16 protein-coding genes are annotated in these 15105 nt (G+C 73.9%); 7 read left to right on the forward strand and 9 right to left on the reverse strand.

Annotated elements, in window-relative coordinates:
• Window positions 1-105: 105 nt before the first annotated feature.
• The 3 genes from RBJ77_RS31730 to RBJ77_RS31740 form a co-directional block, all read right to left on the reverse strand.
• A complete protein-coding gene (locus tag RBJ77_RS31730) occupies window positions 106-519 on the reverse strand; it encodes a VOC family protein (RefSeq protein ID WP_372348116.1) in 414 nt (137 codons plus the stop codon).
• Window positions 520-699: 180 nt separating this feature from the next.
• Complete coding sequence (locus RBJ77_RS31735; protein WP_372348150.1) at window positions 700-1053, reverse strand: helix-turn-helix transcriptional regulator; 354 nt, start codon at window positions 1051-1053, stop codon at window positions 700-702.
• 76 nt (window positions 1054-1129) lie between these two features.
• Entirely contained in the window at window positions 1130-2023 is an 894-nt protein-coding gene (locus RBJ77_RS31740) for an SDR family oxidoreductase (RefSeq protein ID WP_372348117.1), read from the reverse strand.
• A gap of 120 nt (window positions 2024-2143) precedes the next feature.
• Here RBJ77_RS31740 and RBJ77_RS31745 point away from each other — a divergent pair, with 120 nt between their 5' ends.
• Window positions 2144-2719 (forward strand): TetR/AcrR family transcriptional regulator, encoded by a 576-nt coding sequence (locus RBJ77_RS31745; protein ID WP_372348118.1) that lies wholly within the window; start codon window positions 2144-2146, stop codon window positions 2717-2719.
• A gap of 87 nt (window positions 2720-2806) precedes the next feature.
• Entirely contained in the window at window positions 2807-3868 is a 1062-nt protein-coding gene (locus RBJ77_RS31750; RefSeq protein WP_372348119.1) for a PHP domain-containing protein, read from the forward strand.
• Here RBJ77_RS31750 and RBJ77_RS31755 read toward each other — a convergent pair.
• Window positions 3840-5099: an MFS transporter gene (locus RBJ77_RS31755; RefSeq protein ID WP_372348120.1), complete on the reverse strand. Its 1260-nt coding sequence runs from the start codon at window positions 5097-5099 to the stop codon at window positions 3840-3842. The two genes, RBJ77_RS31750 and RBJ77_RS31755, sit on opposite strands and share 29 nt — an antisense overlap.
• 118 nt (window positions 5100-5217) lie before the next feature.
• Between RBJ77_RS31755 and RBJ77_RS31760 the strand changes: the two genes are divergently transcribed.
• Window positions 5218-6165, forward strand: coding sequence for a LysR family transcriptional regulator (locus tag RBJ77_RS31760; RefSeq protein WP_372348121.1), 948 nt, complete (start codon window positions 5218-5220; stop codon window positions 6163-6165).
• Between the two features lie 15 nt (window positions 6166-6180).
• Here RBJ77_RS31760 and RBJ77_RS31765 read toward each other — a convergent pair whose 3' ends face one another.
• The 4 genes from RBJ77_RS31765 to RBJ77_RS31780 all read right to left on the reverse strand — a co-directional run bounded on the left by RBJ77_RS31765 (window position 6181) and on the right by RBJ77_RS31780 (window position 8047).
• Window positions 6181-6345: a hypothetical protein gene (locus tag RBJ77_RS31765; RefSeq protein WP_372348122.1), complete on the reverse strand. Its 165-nt coding sequence runs from the start codon at window positions 6343-6345 to the stop codon at window positions 6181-6183.
• 125 nt (window positions 6346-6470) lie between these two features.
• Complete coding sequence (locus RBJ77_RS31770) at window positions 6471-7040, reverse strand: DUF4232 domain-containing protein (RefSeq protein ID WP_372348123.1); 570 nt, start codon at window positions 7038-7040, stop codon at window positions 6471-6473.
• Between the two features lie 98 nt (window positions 7041-7138).
• Entirely contained in the window at window positions 7139-7696 is a 558-nt protein-coding gene (locus RBJ77_RS31775) for a Dps family protein (RefSeq protein WP_372348124.1), read from the reverse strand.
• Window positions 7697-7735: 39 nt separating this feature from the next.
• Window positions 7736-8047 carry a hypothetical protein gene (locus tag RBJ77_RS31780; RefSeq protein ID WP_372348125.1) on the reverse strand — a complete coding sequence of 104 codons (312 nt, stop codon included), beginning with the start codon at window positions 8045-8047 and terminating at the stop codon, window positions 7736-7738.
• Window positions 8048-8392: 345 nt separating this feature from the next.
• On the opposite strand from RBJ77_RS31780, the gene RBJ77_RS31785 reads away from it, so the two are divergent.
• Together RBJ77_RS31785 and RBJ77_RS31790 are read left to right on the forward strand one after the other, a co-directional pair.
• Window positions 8393-8911 carry a lytic polysaccharide monooxygenase auxiliary activity family 9 protein gene (locus tag RBJ77_RS31785; RefSeq protein ID WP_255980337.1) on the forward strand — a complete coding sequence of 173 codons (519 nt, stop codon included), beginning with the start codon at window positions 8393-8395 and terminating at the stop codon, window positions 8909-8911.
• A 114-nt stretch (window positions 8912-9025) separates the two neighbouring features.
• A complete protein-coding gene (locus tag RBJ77_RS31790; protein WP_372348126.1) occupies window positions 9026-9751 on the forward strand; it encodes a chitinase in 726 nt (241 codons plus the stop codon).
• On the opposite strand, the gene RBJ77_RS31795 is transcribed toward RBJ77_RS31790, so the two are convergent.
• Window positions 9741-11585, reverse strand: coding sequence for a long-chain fatty acid--CoA ligase (locus RBJ77_RS31795; protein WP_372348127.1), 1845 nt, complete (start codon window positions 11583-11585; stop codon window positions 9741-9743). The genes RBJ77_RS31790 and RBJ77_RS31795 overlap by 11 nt on opposite strands.
• 256 nt (window positions 11586-11841) lie before the next feature.
• Between RBJ77_RS31795 and RBJ77_RS31800 the strand changes: the two genes are divergently transcribed.
• Window positions 11842-12153 (forward strand): trypco2 family protein, encoded by a 312-nt coding sequence (locus tag RBJ77_RS31800; protein ID WP_372348128.1) that lies wholly within the window; start codon window positions 11842-11844, stop codon window positions 12151-12153.
• Window positions 12153-15098, forward strand: coding sequence for a trypsin-like peptidase domain-containing protein (locus RBJ77_RS31805; RefSeq protein ID WP_372348129.1), 2946 nt, complete (start codon window positions 12153-12155; stop codon window positions 15096-15098). The genes RBJ77_RS31800 and RBJ77_RS31805 overlap by 1 nt, the downstream gene beginning before the upstream one ends.
• Window positions 15099-15105: the final 7 nt, after the last annotated feature.

Below are 15105 nucleotides of genomic sequence, written 5' to 3' on the forward strand. Positions count from 1 at the left end.
GCCGAGGTCACCCGGCAGGCCCACGGCGCGGTGACCGACGCCTGGCGGACCGCGGCCGCCCGCCTCGGCGCACCCGCCGCGGGCCTCGCCGCCTGACCGATCCGGCTACTTGCGGGCCTGGTTGAACCGGAGCATGTTGCCCGACGGGTCGCGGAACGCGCAGTCACGGACGCCGTAGGGCTGGTCCATGGGCTCCTGCAGCACGTCGGCGCCCGCCGCGCGGACCCGCTCGAAGAGCGCGTCGACGTCGTCCGTGCGGAAGATGACGCCGCGCAGCAGTCCCTTGGCGAGCAGCTCCGCCATGGCCTGCCGGTCGGCGGCCGAGGCGTTCGGGTCGGCGAGCGGCGGTTCGAGGACGATGTTCACGTCGGGCTGCGACGCCGAGCCGACCGTCACCCAGCGCATGCCCTCGAACCCGACGTCGTTGCGCACTTCGAGGCCGAGCACGTCCCGGTAGAACGCGAGCGCCTTGTCGTGGTCGTCGACGGCGATGAAGGTGTCTGAAAGCTTGATGTCCATGCCCGCCAACCTACGGGCCGGGGACGGCTTCTGCTTCTCCGTTACTGACCGAACCGCACGCGCCGTACTGAGCGATCGGCACGCGCCGTACTGACCGATCCGCGCGGCCCGTGCCGACCGATCCGCGCGGCCCGTGCCGACCGATCCGCGCGGCCCGTGCCGACCGATCGGCACGGGCCGCTACTGGCTGTTCCGCACCGGCCGCGTGTGGATCTTGGCGATGCAGGCCGGGATGGCGGCCCCGTCCTCGTGGCCACGGGCCCGGTACGCGCTCGGGCTCTCCCCGACGAGCTCCGTGAACCGGGTGCTGAACGACCCCAGCGACGTACAGCCCACGGCGAAGCAGACCTCCGTCACCGACAGGTCGCCGCGGCGCAGCAGCGCCTTCGCGCGCTCGATCCGGCGCGTCATCAGATAGCTGTACGGCGTCTCCCCGTACGCGGCCCGGAAGCTGCGGGAGAAGTGGCCGGCCGACATGAGGGCGGTGCGCGCCAGCGCGGGCACGTCGAGGGGCTCCGCGTACTCGCGGTCCATCTGGTCGCGGGCCCGGCGCAGCCGGGCGAGATCCTCCAGGTCCACCCGACCACCATCCCACAGCGGGTACCCGCCGTCAGGCCTGATCGAAGTACCGGCCGCCGTCGAGGTCCGCCAGCAGCGTCGGACCGGTCGGCCGCCAGTCCAGCAGGTCCCGCGTGAGCAGGCTGGAGGCAGGGGCGTCCAGGGAGACGAGCGGACCCATCCAGGCGAAGTGCCCGGCCGCCTCCTCGGGGGCGATCGAGGCGGTCGGCACGCCGAGCCGGCGTCCGATCACCTCGGCGATGTCACGCATCGCCACGCCCTCCTCGTCGACCCCGTGCAGCACCGAGCCGGCCGGAGCGCGCTCCGCCGCCAGCCGGAACAGCAGGGCGGCGTCCCGCTGGTGCACCGCGTTCCAGCGGGAGGTGCCGTCGCCGACGTACGCGGCGACGCCCTGCCGGCGGGCGACGTCGACCAGGTACCCGACGAAGCCGGTCCTGGCGTCGCTGTGCACGGAGGGCGCGAGCCGCAGGACGGAGGACCGTACGCCGTCGTCGGCGAGGGCCAGCGTCGTGGCCGCGGCGGCGGCGCGCGGGGACAGGGCCGCGTCGGGCATGTCCTGCTCGGTGGCCAGCCGTCCGGGCTTCAGCCCGAGCGTGCCGGAGGCGATGACGAACGGCCGGTCGGAGCCCTTGAGTTCGGCGCCCATCGCCTCGATCGCCCGCAGGTCGACCCGTGCGGCCTGCTCGTGCCGGTCGAAGTCGTGGATGAACGCCAGGTGGATGACGCCGTCGGAGTCGGCGGCGCCGGCCCGCAGGGCGTCCAGGTCGTCGAGGTCGCCGCGCCTGACCTGCGCGCCGGCCGCCGCGAGGGCCTCGGCGGACGCGTCGGACCTGGCCAGCCCGACGACCTCGTGGCCCGCGCCGAGCAGTTCGGGGACGACGGCGGATCCGATGAAGCCGGAAGCGCCGGTGACGAAGTAACGCATGGGGAACCTCCAGGGCCCCGCCGCTCGCGGTCGCGGCGGCCGGGACACCATCGATGTCAGTGACTGTCATCGACAGTAGCACGGCGATGTCAGTCACTGTCGTCACGTAGGATGAGGCGCATGGGTCGCTGGGAGCCGAATTCACGGGAGAGGCTGTTCGCCGCCGCTCTCGAGCTGTACGCCGAGCACGGCTACGAGCAGACGACGGTCGCCGAGATCGCGCGCCGCGCGGGTCTCACCGAGCGGACCTTCTTCCGGCACTTCCCCGACAAGCGCGAGGTGCTCTTCCTCGGCTCCGCCGTGATGGAGGAGCAGCTGACGAAGGTCGTCACCGAGGCGCCCGCGACCGCCTCCCCGCTCACCGCCGTCGCCGCCGCGATCGAGGCCGTCAGTGCCGGGATGCAGGAACGGCAGGACAGCGTGCTCACCCGGCAGTCCGTCGTCGCGGCCCACGCCGAACTGCGCGAGCGCGAGCTGATCAAGCGTGCCAAGCTCGCCGCGACGATGGCCGGGGCCCTGGGCGCCCGTGGCGTCGACCCCCTGGCCGCGCGGCTGAGCGCCGAGGCGGGCACGGCCGTGTTCCACGTCGCCTTCGAGCGCTGGGTCGAGGACCGGGGGCGGACGCGCGGGCTCGTGGACCTGGTGCGCGAGGGCTTCGAGGTGCTGCGGACCGTGGCGGGCGGCGAGCGGGCGTAGCCCGAGCGCGCCTCGCGGTGCCGCCCGGCGTTTCCTGGGAGAGGCTGGAGGGCGACCCCGGCCCGACCCCGGCCCCCGGAGGTGCCGATGGAACCCGTCGAGGCGCTCGAACGGATCGCCTTCCTGCTGGAGCGCGGACAGGCCCCGACCTATCGCGTACGGGCCTTTCGCACCGCCGCCGCGATCGTCGCGGAGCTGTCCGCCGACGAACTGCGCCGGCGGGTCGCGGACCGGTCCCTGGAGTCGCTCAAGGGGATCGGGCCCAAGACCGCGGGCGTCGTACGGGAAGCACTGGCCGGCGAACCGCCCGGCTATCTGACGGGCCTCGAACGCGAGGCGCGCACCCCGCTCGCCGACGGCGGCACCGAACTGCTGGCCCGGCTGCGCGGCGACTGCCACCTGCACTCCGACTGGTCCGACGGCGGCAGCCCGATCGAGACCATGGGGCTGACCGCGCGGGCGCTCGGCCACGAATGGGCCGTGCTCACCGACCACTCGCCACGGCTGACCGTGGCCCGCGGCCTGTCCGCGGAGCGGCTGCGCGAACAGCTGGACGTGGTCGCCGAGCTCAACCGCCGCTGGGCGCCCTTCCGGCTGCTGACCGGCATCGAGTGCGACATCCTCGACGACGGCTCCCTCGACCAGGAGCCGGACCTGCTCGACCGGCTCGACGTGGTGGTCGTCTCCGTCCACTCCAAACTGCGCATGGCAGGACCCGCCATGACCCGGCGCATGGTCGCCGCCGTCAGCGATCCGCGCGCCGACGTCCTCGGCCACTGCACCGGCCGGCTCGTCACCGGGCGCGGCCGGCCGGAGTCCGACTTCGACGCCGACGAGGTGTTCGCCGCCTGTGCCGCGGCGGGCACGGCCGTGGAGATCAACAGCCGGCCCGAACGCCTCGATCCGCCCCGCCGGCTGCTGCGCCGGGCCGTGGCCGCCGGAACGCTGTTCAGCGTGGACACCGACGCCCACGCGCCCGGTCAGCTGGACTGGCAGGTGATCGGCTGCGCCCGGGCCGAGGAGTGCGGCGTCCCCGCCGACCGCGTCGTCACGACCTGGACGGCCGACGAGCTCCTGGAGTGGACCCGCACGAACCGGGCCGCCATCACCGGGCAGCGGCTCAACGACCGCCCGGGGAGCGCCGGTTGAGGACCGCCACCGTCACCAGCAGGACAAGGAGCACCCCGGTGAACCAGGTCAGCGCGGTGGTGGCCGTCACGGACAGGGTGGCCACGCCGATCGACACCGACGGGACGCTCAGACCGAGATAGGCGACGAGGAACAGGCCGGCGAGCGCCTCGCTGCGGCGGGCCGGCGCCGCCATGGCGACCACCGAGCCGACCGCCGCCTTGAACAGCAGGCCCGCGCCCACTCCCGCCACCACACCGCCCACCAGGAACGTCGCCAGGTTCGCGGTGTGCATGCCGGCGACCAGCGTCAGGAATCCGGCCCCCTCGGTCACCAGGCCCGTCGTCATCTTGGCCCGGGCGGGCAGCCGCTGCGTCGCGGTCTGGGCGACGGCCGCGCCGCCGAACACCGCGAAGACGACGGCCCCGGCCAGCGCGCGGGACGGGTGGCCGAGGGTGTGCCCGACGAACCCCGCGGCGATCGACGTGAACAGGCCGAACACCGCGAAGGACGCGAAGCCCGCCGCCGCGGCCGCCAGGTAACCTGCCCGGTCGCCGTGGTCGGCGCTGACCCGCTGCGGGCGGTAGCGCGGCCGCCGCGCCGGGGTGCGCACCGTCTCCGGCGTGCCGGCGAGTGCGACGACCGCCGCGGCGAGCAGCACCGCGAAGACGGCGTAGGGCAGCCGCAGCGGCGCGCCCAGGTACTGCGCGAGGAACCCCGCGACCAGCGGACCCACGCCGAGACCGCCGATGTTCGCCGCGGTGGAGACCAGCTCGAACCGCTGGGCCGAGGCGCCGGGGCGGTGCGCCGCGTGCAGTTCGTGGAGGTGGGCGGTGGCCGTCGCGGTGAGCATGCCGACACCGAGACCGGTGACGAACCGGGCCACCAGCAGGACCGGCAGCGCCGCGCTCGTCAGGAACAGCGCGGCGGCGGCCAGTTCGAGGGCGAGCGCGGCCAGCAGGATCCGCTTGCGGCCCACCCAGTCCGACACGTGCCCGGCCAGCATGAGACTGACCACGACGCCCACCGCGTACACGGCGAAGACGACCGTGACCATGAACGTCGAGAAGCCGTCCCGCGCCTCGTACAGGGGGTAGAGCGGCGTCGGCACGGTCGAGAACGCCATCGCCGTCAGAAAGGTCAGCGCGACGGCCCAGAAGCCGATCCCGTGGCGGCGGGAACCGGCGGGGACGCCGGGGGACCGGCCGTCGTGCGGGACGGGTCGGGGGAGGACGGACGCCGGGCTGGTCATGGCGTTGCTCCGATCCAGGAGTCTGCGGGCGGGGACACGCCCCACTGTCCGCCCCGCCAGCCATCGCGTCCAACGAATCTTGAAGCTGGTGACGATCGCGATGTGCGATAGTCGCGGAATGGAGCTCCGTCACCTCGAGTACTTCGTCGCCGTGGCCGAAGAGCAGAACTTCACGCGCGCGGCGGCCCGGCTGCACATCGTGCAGTCCGCCGTCTCGGCCGCCGTCAAGGCGCTGGAGCGCGAGCTCGACGCGCGCCTGCTCGACCGGAACTCCAAGCGCGTGCTGCTCACCGACGCGGGCCGGGCCCTGCTGCCCCGCGCCCGGATCACCCTGGACGCGGCACGGGACGCCGCCGACGCGGTGGCCGAGGTGCGCGGCGGACTGCGCGGCACGCTGCGCCTGGGCACCCTCACCTCGATCCGGCTGATCGACCTGCCCGGACTGCTCGGCGAGTTCCACCGGCGCAATCCGGGGGTCCAATTGCAGGTCAGCGCCGCGATCACCGGCTCCCAGGGGCACATCACGGCGCTCGCCGAACGCCGCCTCGACCTGGCCTTCGTCTCCCTGCCGGGACCACGTCCGGCCGGGATCGAGCTGACCCCTCTCGCCGAGGCGACGATGGACCTCGTGGTGCCGCCCGGCCATCCGCTCGCCGGGCGCGCCCACGTGGCCGTCGGCGACCTCACGGGGCTGCGCTTCATCGACTGCCCCATCGGCTACGGCAACCGCTCCGTGGCCGACCGGGCCTTCGCCGCGGCGGGGGTGCAGCGCCACGTCACCATCGAGATCACCGACATCGGCACCAGCGCGGACTACGTACGGGCCGGGCTCGGCGTCGCCCTGCTGCCCCGCTTCCTCGCCGACACCGCCCACGGGCTCGCCGTGATCCCGGTGTCCGGCGCCGATCTGCGCTGGCCCCTCTTCCTCGCGGCCCCGGCCGACCGGCCCCCGAGCGCCGCCGCCCGCGCCCTGGCCGGCCTGCTGGCCGAGATCGGCACGGCGGGGGCCGGGACGGGGGAGGCGGGGGCCGGCGCGAGGGTGGACGGTGCGGCGGAGGGGGCCTGAGCGGCGGGCCGCCGCCTACCGCCCCCGGTTCTCCTTCGCCAGACGCTCGGCGCGCGAGCGCACCTCCTCCTCCGGCAGCCCGGCGTCGCAGATGATCGTCATCACGGTGCCGTCGTCCAATGACACGCGCCGCATCTGCACGCCCAACAGCGCCGGGCGCTCCGCTTCCTCATCGGACATGAGAGCTCCTCACAGGTTGGCCAACCACACGAACCCTCACGCTAGACAGAGGAGTTCGGCGTCCGGCGCAGGTCGGCGGGCGCGTCACGCGAACGAACGCCCCGGCTGCGGCAAATGCCGCGCCGTCACCCGGCGGCCGACCGCGTCGTCGTGACCGTGAACATGTCGCCGCACACCCGGACTTGGCCGTCGCGCAGGGTCAACGGGTCCGTGGAGCCGGGCGGATAGATCTTGAGCAGGTCGTGCCGGCCCCAGCAACCGGCGTCGCTGACGCCCCGGTTCACCGTGTGCAGGGTGACGTGGGCGGCGCGGCCCGGGGCGAGGGCGACGGCGGGGCCCGCCGGGCCCTCGCGCTCGGCGGGGACCCCGACGGTGCTCCCGTCGCGCTGGATCAGCGACACCCCGGGGTAGCCCTTCAGCGCGCACGCCGCGGCGCCCGTGTTCGTCAGGGCGAGGTCGTAGTAGACGTTCCCCGCCGCGCCCTGGTCCACGGCCACGGACGGCTTCAGCTCCGCCGCGCCGCAGCGCGGCGTGCCGGTCGAGCCCCCGGCGGCCTTCTCCGCGGCGCCGTGCGCGACCGGCGCCCGCTCGGACTCCGCGACGGTGGTGGCCGCGGCGCCCGCGGGGTCCCGGCCCGCCGACGCCGTGCCGCCGCAGGCGGACAGGGCCAGGACGGCCGCGCCCACGCACGCCACAGCGAGGGGAATCCTGTCTCGTACTGCATCGGACGGCTTCATGGGTAACCGCGTTCCCGCGAACGGGTATCCGAATCACCCGGCGCGCGTTCGTGCGCTCAGGGGGCCGCCTGCCGTGCCGCCTCAACCTCGGTCTCCGCGCTGCCGGTGCGCAGGGCGCCGCCCGCGGTCTCCAGGTGGGCGCGCACGAACCACTGGAACTGTTCCAGGTCGCGCAGCTGCTCGATCAGCAGGTCCTGGGTGGCCGGGTCGATGGGCCCGGTCCTGTCGACCGCCTTGCGGACGTCCTCGATGATGCCCGTGTACACGAGGTCGAGCGCGCCGAGGTGGGCCAGGGCGTCGGCGCGGCCGACGCTGTAGTCCTCCCACGAGCGGGCGGCCACGAGGGCACCCGGTGTGCCCTGGCTGATCCCGCCGAGCGCGGCGGCCCGCTCCGCCACGTCGTCCGCCATGTCGCGGACCCGGTCGACCTGGGGGTCGATCATCTCGTGCACGGCGATGAAGTGCGGGCCGACCACGTTCCAGTGGACGTGCTTGAGCGTCAGGTGCAGATCGTTCAGGGCGTGCAGCCGCATCTGCAGGGTGTCGATCAGTTCTCCGGCCTGCTCCACGGTGAGGCCCGGGACCGTGTACTTCGGAGTGCTCCGGAGTGCCATCGTGTGTCTCCCTTCGTTCCGGTGATGCGTCCTGGCCCACTACCCCGCATGGCGCCAAGTCAACGTCGTGACCGGTTCGGATACGGAGTCGATGTCCCGGCCCGCCGTGAGCCAGCGGCACAGCGCGGTGTGCACGTCGTCGGGCAGCGCGCTGATCCGGTCGATCGCCTCCCGGTCGCCGGGCGACGGCGCGATGCCGGCCGTGGTGAGGATGGCGTTCAGCTCCAGGCGGCGCAGATCGCGCGGGTCGACGTGGCAGGGGAGCCGGTCGGCCGGGTTGGGCGGGGGCAGCAGCCAGTCGTCCTGCCGCTCCGGGGTGAGGGAGTGGAGCCGGGGCGTGGTCGTGTGCATCGAGCCCTCCTTGGCGTCTGGGTCAGCCGCGTCGTGAGGGGAGAGCGGCCGCGGGCCTTCGCCGGTTGCGGTGGTGGCCGGTTATCACCCCCATGACGTATTCGGCGGATTGTCGGCACGCGGGACCCGCTCGGGCCGGGACCGCCTTGACAGGATCACGACCACTTGTATGGTCTAGTCCAAGCAGCAACGGCCGTTCCGCTTACGGGAGTTCGCCCTGCCTTGTGCGGGGCGGACCTTCCCCTGCCCCCTTCGCGCCTCTTGGCCCCACCCTCGAGAGGCCGGCCCGGACACGCGACCCCCCATGTTCCGCGTGCCCGGGAAGCCTGAAGTGAAGGAGTACGCATGAACGCCAGAAGGAAGACCGCCGCGCTCATCGGCGCGGCCCTGGCACCGATCGTCGCCGTCAGCCTTCCCGCCGGTTCCGCCAGCGCCCACGGATACATCTCCACCCCGCCCAGCCGTCAGGCGCAGTGCGCGGCGGGCACGGTGTCCTGCGGGGACATCACCTACGAGCCGCAGAGCGTCGAGGGCCCCAAGGGGCTCACCAGCTGCAGCGGCGGGAACAGCCGGTTCGCCGAACTCGACGACGACTCCAAGGGCTGGGTCGCCACCCCGGTCCAGCGCAGCACGGAGTTCCAGTGGAAGCTGACGGCCCAGCACGCCACCAGCACCTGGCAGTACTTCGTCGGCGGCCAGGAGATCGCCGAGTTCGACGACGGCGGCGCCAAACCCGGCGCCACGGTCACCCACCAGGTCGACTTCGGGTCCCTGACCGGACGGCAGAAGGTCCTCGCCGTCTGGAACATCGCCGACACCACCAACGCGTTCTACGCCTGCATCGACGTGAACGTCGGCGGCTGACGCCTCGCTCCACCCCCGCACGGCGGCGCCGCGAGCCGGCCCCCACGGCACGTGCCCACGTGTCCCGGCCCGCGGCGCCGTACCCCCCACACCACCAGCGATGGGAGCGCACTCATGCGCCGACGCACCCTCGGACTGCTGACCGCCACCGGAGCCGCCGCGACCCTCGGCCTGTTCACCCTGGCCGGACCCGCGTCCGCCGAGAAGGCCGGCACCCAGGCCGACTTCATCGTCAGCCAGGCCCAGTTCGACCAGATGTTCCCGGGCCGGAACGCCTTCTACACCTACCAAGGACTCACCGCGGCACTCGACGCCTACCCGGGATTCACCGGCACGGGCAGCGACACCGTCCGCAAGCAGGAGGCCGCCGCCTTCCTCGCGAACGTCGGCCACGAGACCGGCGGCCTCGTGTACGTGGTCGAGCAGAACACCGCCAACTACCCCCACTACTGCGACGGTTCCCAGCCCTACGGCTGCCCCGCGGGCACCGACAAGTACTACGGGCGCGGACCGATCCAGCTGAGCTGGAACTTCAACTACAAGGCGGCCGGGGACGCGCTCGGCATCGACCTGCTGAACAACCCCGACCTCGTGCAGAACGACGCGGCCGTCGCCTGGAAGACCGGCCTGTGGTACTGGAACACCCAGACCGGACCCGGCACCATGACGCCGCACGACGCCATGGTCAACAGCGCCGGCTTCGGCCAGACCATCCGCAGCATCAACGGCAGCATCGAATGCGACGGCGGCAACCCCGCGCAGGTCCAGAGCCGCATCGACAACTACAAGAAGTTCGCCCAGATCCTCGGCGTCGACCCCGGCGGCAACCTCAGCTGCTGAGCGGCCGCCTGGCCGTCCGGTACAGCTCGTCGATCTCCCGCGCATAGCGCTCCATCGCCGCCGATCTGCGGACCTTCAGGGACGGCGTCAGCAGACTCTCGTCCGCGGTGAAGTCCCCGGTCAGCACCCGGAAGGCACGGATCGACTCGGCGCGGGAGACCCGGGTGTTGGCCCGGCTGATCGCCCGCCGCACGTGCCCGAGGAGCTGCTCGTCCGTCACCAGGACGGCCGGCTCCTCGGGCGTCCGGCCCTTCAGGGCCAGCCAGCTCGCCACCGCCTCCTGGTCGAGCGTGATCAGCGCGGCCACGTACGGCCGGTTGTCGCCGACGACGAGACAGCCGGAGATCAGCGGATGCGCGCGCAGCTCCTCCTCCAGCATCAGCGGGGAGATGCTCTTGCCGCCGCTGGTGATGATGATGTCCTTCTTGCGGCCGGTGATCACCAGATAGCCGTCCGGATCCAGGTGCCCCAGGTCGCCCGTGGAGAACCAGCCGTCGCGCAGCGCCTCTTCGGTCGACACCGGGTCGTTGTGGTAGCCCGCGAAGACCACGTCACCGCGGACCAGGATCTCCCCGTCCGGCGCGATCCGGACCGCGTTCCCCGGCAGCGGCCGCCCCACCGTGCCGTGCCGCACCGCCCCGACCGGCTGCGCGGTGACCGCCGCCGCCGTCTCGGTCAGCCCGTACCCGTCGTACACGGTGATCCCGCAGCCCGCGAGGAACAGGCCGAGCTCGCGGGAGAGCGGGGAGCCGCCGGACACCGCGTTGCGCACCCGGCCGCCCAGTACCGCCCGCACCTTCGCGTAGACGAGCCGGTCGTACAGGGCGTGCCGCAGCCTGAGCCGGGGCCCGGGGCCGAACCCCTGCCCGGCGGCCCGCCGCTGCTCGGCCTCCGCGTACCGGACGGCGACCCGCACCGCCCGCTCGAAGAGCGCCGCGTGCCCGCTCTGCCGAGCCTGCAACCGGGCGCTGCGGAAGAGGCGTTCGAAGATGTACGGCACCGCGTAGAGGAACGTCGGGCGGAACGCGGCCAGCGTCGGCAGCAGGACCTGCGGCGACGGATCCGGCTGGAACGCGACGTTGACCCCCTCCCGCACCGAACTGATCACCACGACCAGCCCGTAGCAGTGCGCGAGCGGCAGGAACGCCACCAGGGACGGGTCCTCGCCGGGCGCCGAGAGCAGGCTGCCCCAGCCCGCCGCGAGGGTGTCGCACTCGGCGGCCATGTTCGCGTGCGTGAGGACACACCCCTTGGGGCGGCCGGTCGTGCCGGACGTGTAGCAGATCAGCGCGGTGTGCTCCGGGAGCACGGCGGCGCGCCGCGCGTGCACCAGCGCGTCGTCGACGTCCGCCCCGTCGGCCATGAGCGTGTCGATGCAGCCCCGGTCCAGCTGCCACAGCCGGGTCAGCGGGCTGTGCGGCCCGTGCGCCGCGGCCACCGTCATGGCGTGGTTCTCGTTCTCCACGAAACAGCCGATCGCGCCCGTCTCCTGGAGGATGTGGCGCACCTGCTCCGTGGAGGACGTCGGATACACGGGGACGACGACCGCGCCCACCGCCCACAACGCGTAGGCGGCCAGCGTCCACCCGTACCGGGTGCGGGACATGACCGCCACCGGGTCCCCGAACTCCACGCCGTGCGCCAGCAGCCCCCTGGCCACCGCAAGGACCTCGTCCGCGAACCGGCCCGCCGTGATCGGCCGCCACTCCCGCCCAGGACCGGGAAGGGAGAACTGGACGCGGTCCGGGCTGTGCGCGGCCGTGACGAAGACCGAGTCCGCGAGCCCGCCCGACGCCAACGGCATCGTCAGACGGGGCACTTCGAGTTCCTGCATGGTTCAGCTCTCTGCCAACGTGTGCGAAGGGGGGCGCAGCCCGGCAACGTACCCGCGCGCGAGATCTTTTCGGAGCGCGGTCAGGTGACGATCCGGACACGGTGCCGCGTGGGGTCAACGCGCGTCCACCGCCCGCGAATTCCCAGGCCACCGCCTCCGGTGCGCGCCCGCGGGGACCGATGGGCGATGATGTGGCCCTGCCCTGCGGGCAGTTGATCGGACAGTGGTCGGCGCGGATCGGTGAGGGTATCTGCTGGTGGACGATGCGGTTGAGTTGGCGGACATGATCGCGCAGCTGCGCCGGGAGCTCGGCCGGGCGATGACGGAGGGCGCGGACGCCGACCTCCGGTTCCGGGCGGAGCGGGTGGAGCTGGAGCTGACGGTCGGGGTGGAGCGCACCCGGGAGCCCGGCGTGAAGGTGCGGTTCTGGGTGTTCGACGCGACGGCCGCGGCGCGCCGCTCGGCCACCACCACGCAGCGGCTCACGCTGACGCTGCAGCCCGTGACGGCGGACGCGCCGGACGCTCCGGCGCTGATCTCCGGTGCCGAACTGCCCGGCGAGGACTGATGGCGGCCGACACCGCGGAGGGCCTGGACGCGCACCGGATAGCGGAGGTGATCGTCACCGGCGCGGCGGGCGCACGGCGGCGCGGCTCCGGCTACCGGATCGGCGACACCGCCGTCCTGACCGCCTTCCACGTGGTCGCGCAGGCGGCCGACGTCCAGCTGCGGTTCGACGCCGACCGGCCGGGACAGTGGACGGCGGCCGCCACGGTGGCCTGGTCGGACGGCGGCTGCGACCTCGCCGTCCTGGAGTTCACCCCACCGCCGGGCGCCGCTCCGGTCCCTGCCGCGCGGTTCGGGCGCGTCGACGACGAACGGCACGCCGTCGTCGGGGTGCACGCCGCCGGGTTCCCGCTGTGGAAGCGGCGCCGCGCCCCCGACGGACGGCAGTTCCGCGAGCTGCACCAGGCGGACGGCACCGTCGCCGCCCTGTCCAACCTGCGGACCGGCACCCTGGAGATCACGGTGCCGGTGGCCGCGGCCGACCCCGATCCGGCCGTGTCGCCCTGGTCGGGGATGTCCGGCGCCGCCGTGTGGGCCGGCACTCGCATCGTCGGCGTCGTCGCCGAGCACCACCGCGGCGAAGGACTCGGCCGGCTGACCGCCGTGCGCGTCGACCACGCGCTGCGGCGGGCCGCCGAGAAGCACCGCGCACGACTCGAAGAGCTGTTGCGGATCACCGACGCCGAGCCGCTCCTCGACGTGGGACCCCGGCCGGAGCGCACGGCCGCGAAGGTCATCGGACTGCCGGTCACCCACGGCCTCGAACTCTTCAAGGACCGCGTCGAGGTGCGCGAGGCGATCGGCCGGCACCTCGCCGACCCCGCCGTACGCATGGTGACCGTCACCGGCCGCCGCGGCATGGGCAAGAGCGCCGTGGCGGCCAAGGTCATGGAACTGCTCGAACGGGGCGAGTGGCCCGGCCAGGTGCACGCCCCCGCACCGGCGGGCCTGGTGAACCTGAGCACGCGGACGGCCGGGGTCTCCCTGGAGCGGATCTACCTCGACTGCGCGCGCGTCCTCGGCCCGGCCGACGAGGCACGGCTGCTCGACGTCTGGGCCACCGACCGGCCCGCCGAGGACAAGATCGGCGAGCTGTTCGCCGCGATGGGCGACCGGCTCGTCGTCGTCCTCGTCGACAACCTCGAGGACCGGCTCCAGGACGACGGCACGCTCGCCGACGGCGACGAACTCGCCGTCTTCCTCGACTGCCTGTTCCGGGCCCGTGCGACGCCCCGCCTCCTCGTCACCTCCCAACTCCCCCTGCGGCTCGCGCCCGAACTGCGCCGGTTCGCTGTCGAGGTCCCCCTCACCGAAGGACTGCCGCCCGCCGAGTCCGTGGCCCTGCTGCGCGAACTCGACCAGGACGGCGGCCTCGGCGTCGCAGGGCTCGACGACGAGGAGCTGCTACGCGCCTCCGTGCACGTCCACGGGGTGCCGCGCGCCCTCGAACTCCTCGTCGGCGCCCTGGCCGAGGACGTCGCGACCCTGCCCACGCTCCAGGACGTCCTCGCCGACTTCACCCTCCGCGGCGACGTCGTCGCGGGCCTCGCCCAGGACCGCTACGCGCGCCTCGGCCCCGACGAACGCACCGTCCTGAACGTCCTCGCGGTGCTGCGCACACCGGTGCCGCGGGAAGCGGTCGACAGCATCGTGGCCGCCGTCGCCCCCGGCCTCGACGTCACCCGGGCCCTCACCCGGCTGCTGCGCGTCCACATGCTGTCCGTGGACCGGGCGCGCCGCACCTTCGCCCTGCACCCGATGGACGCCGACCTCGCGTACGGGTCGATGGACCCGGCCGGTGCCACGGGCCGGGAGACGGTGGAGCGGCACGCGGCCGACTGGTACGCGAGCGTCGCCGTGCCCCGCGAGCAGTGGCGAGGACCCGACGACGTACGTGCTCAGCGGCGCGAGTTCGGCCACCGCGTCCGCGCCGGGGACATGAACGGCGCCGCCCTGGTGCTCGGGGCGATCAGCGAGTGGATGGTCGCGCACGGGTCCGTCCTCGCGGCCATCTCGATGCATCTGACCTTGGAGGGAAAGGTGACCGACGACCGGGCACGGCTCGCCCATCTCATCGGCCTCGGCCGGGCCCGGCTGCGCGGCGGCCCGCTGACCGAGGCGGCCGACCTGTGCGCCCGGGCGGCGGAACTCGCCGAGCGGACCGGCGACCGCGAGGCGCTGCAGCAGGCCCTGTTCGGCCTCGGGGACGCCTACCGCCAGCTGGGCCGCCTCGACGCCACGGTCGGCCCGCTCGACCGGGCCGCCGCACTCGCCCTGGAGCGGGGCGACGTCGAGAGCGCCGAACACGCGCTGCTGAGCCTGAGCCTCGCCCACAGCTACCTCGGCGACGGCACGGCCGCCCTGGCCGGCGCGGACCGGCTCCGCGACCTCGCCCTGGCCCGCGCCGACGCACTCACCGAGGCCAGGGCCTGGAACGCGCGCGCCGTGTCCCTGCTGGTCCTCGGCCGCTGGGACGAGGTGACGGCCGCGGGCGACGAGGCCGTCCGCGCCTACCGGGAGTCCGGCATCCAGGAGGCCACGGACCTCGCGCTCAACGCGAAGGCGCTGGCCCTGCTCGCCCTCGACCGCACCGACGAGTCCCTCGCGACGTTCGGCGCGGCACTCGACGCGGCGTCGGCGATGCAGAACCCGCGCACCGAGGGCGTCGTCCTGCACAACACGGCCTGGGCCCACTGGACCGCAGGGGACCACGCGACGGCCGCCGGGACGGCCGAACGGGCCGCCGCGTCCCTGGAGTTGGCGGGCGCCACGGAGGCCGGCGCCGCGCGGGACCTCGCCGAAGCGGCCCGCGCCCGCGCCTCGTCCGACCCGCGGGCCGCCGCCGACGCCCTGGACCGCGCGGCCCGCGGTGTCGGCCGCAACGCGGAACTGGCCCGCCCCGCCTGGCTCGTGGCGGAGGCGGCGCGGCTGCGGGCCGGGGCGTGACCGGGGA

Origin of the sequence: Streptomyces sp. KL116D (assembly GCF_030766975.1) — a bacterium.
GTDB lineage: Bacteria > Actinomycetota > Actinomycetes > Streptomycetales > Streptomycetaceae > Streptomyces > Streptomyces longispororuber_A.

Excerpts from the sequence above, each read along its gene's own strand:
- RBJ77_RS31730 (WP_372348116.1), bottom strand. The coding sequence starts at position 519 with ATGGACATCAAGCTTTCAGACACCTTCATCGCCGTCGACGACCACGAC.
- RBJ77_RS31735 (WP_372348150.1), bottom strand. The coding sequence starts at position 1,053 with ATGGACCGCGAGTACGCGGAGCCCCTCGACGTGCCCGCGCTGGCGCGC.
- RBJ77_RS31740 (WP_372348117.1), bottom strand. The coding sequence starts at position 2,023 with ATGCGTTACTTCGTCACCGGCGCTTCCGGCTTCATCGGATCCGCCGTC.
- RBJ77_RS31745 (WP_372348118.1), top strand. The coding sequence starts at position 2,144 with ATGGGTCGCTGGGAGCCGAATTCACGGGAGAGGCTGTTCGCCGCCGCT.
- RBJ77_RS31750 (WP_372348119.1), top strand. The coding sequence starts at position 2,807 with ATGGAACCCGTCGAGGCGCTCGAACGGATCGCCTTCCTGCTGGAGCGC.
- RBJ77_RS31755 (WP_372348120.1), bottom strand. The coding sequence starts at position 5,099 with ATGACCAGCCCGGCGTCCGTCCTCCCCCGACCCGTCCCGCACGACGGC.
- RBJ77_RS31760 (WP_372348121.1), top strand. The coding sequence starts at position 5,218 with ATGGAGCTCCGTCACCTCGAGTACTTCGTCGCCGTGGCCGAAGAGCAG.
- RBJ77_RS31765 (WP_372348122.1), bottom strand. The coding sequence starts at position 6,345 with ATGTCCGATGAGGAAGCGGAGCGCCCGGCGCTGTTGGGCGTGCAGATG.
- RBJ77_RS31775 (WP_372348124.1), bottom strand. The coding sequence starts at position 7,696 with ATGGCACTCCGGAGCACTCCGAAGTACACGGTCCCGGGCCTCACCGTG.
- RBJ77_RS31780 (WP_372348125.1), bottom strand. The coding sequence starts at position 8,047 with ATGCACACGACCACGCCCCGGCTCCACTCCCTCACCCCGGAGCGGCAG.
- RBJ77_RS31785 (WP_255980337.1), top strand. The coding sequence starts at position 8,393 with ATGAACGCCAGAAGGAAGACCGCCGCGCTCATCGGCGCGGCCCTGGCA.
- RBJ77_RS31790 (WP_372348126.1), top strand. The coding sequence starts at position 9,026 with ATGCGCCGACGCACCCTCGGACTGCTGACCGCCACCGGAGCCGCCGCG.
- RBJ77_RS31795 (WP_372348127.1), bottom strand. The coding sequence starts at position 11,585 with ATGCAGGAACTCGAAGTGCCCCGTCTGACGATGCCGTTGGCGTCGGGC.
- RBJ77_RS31805 (WP_372348129.1), top strand. The coding sequence starts at position 12,153 with ATGGCGGCCGACACCGCGGAGGGCCTGGACGCGCACCGGATAGCGGAG.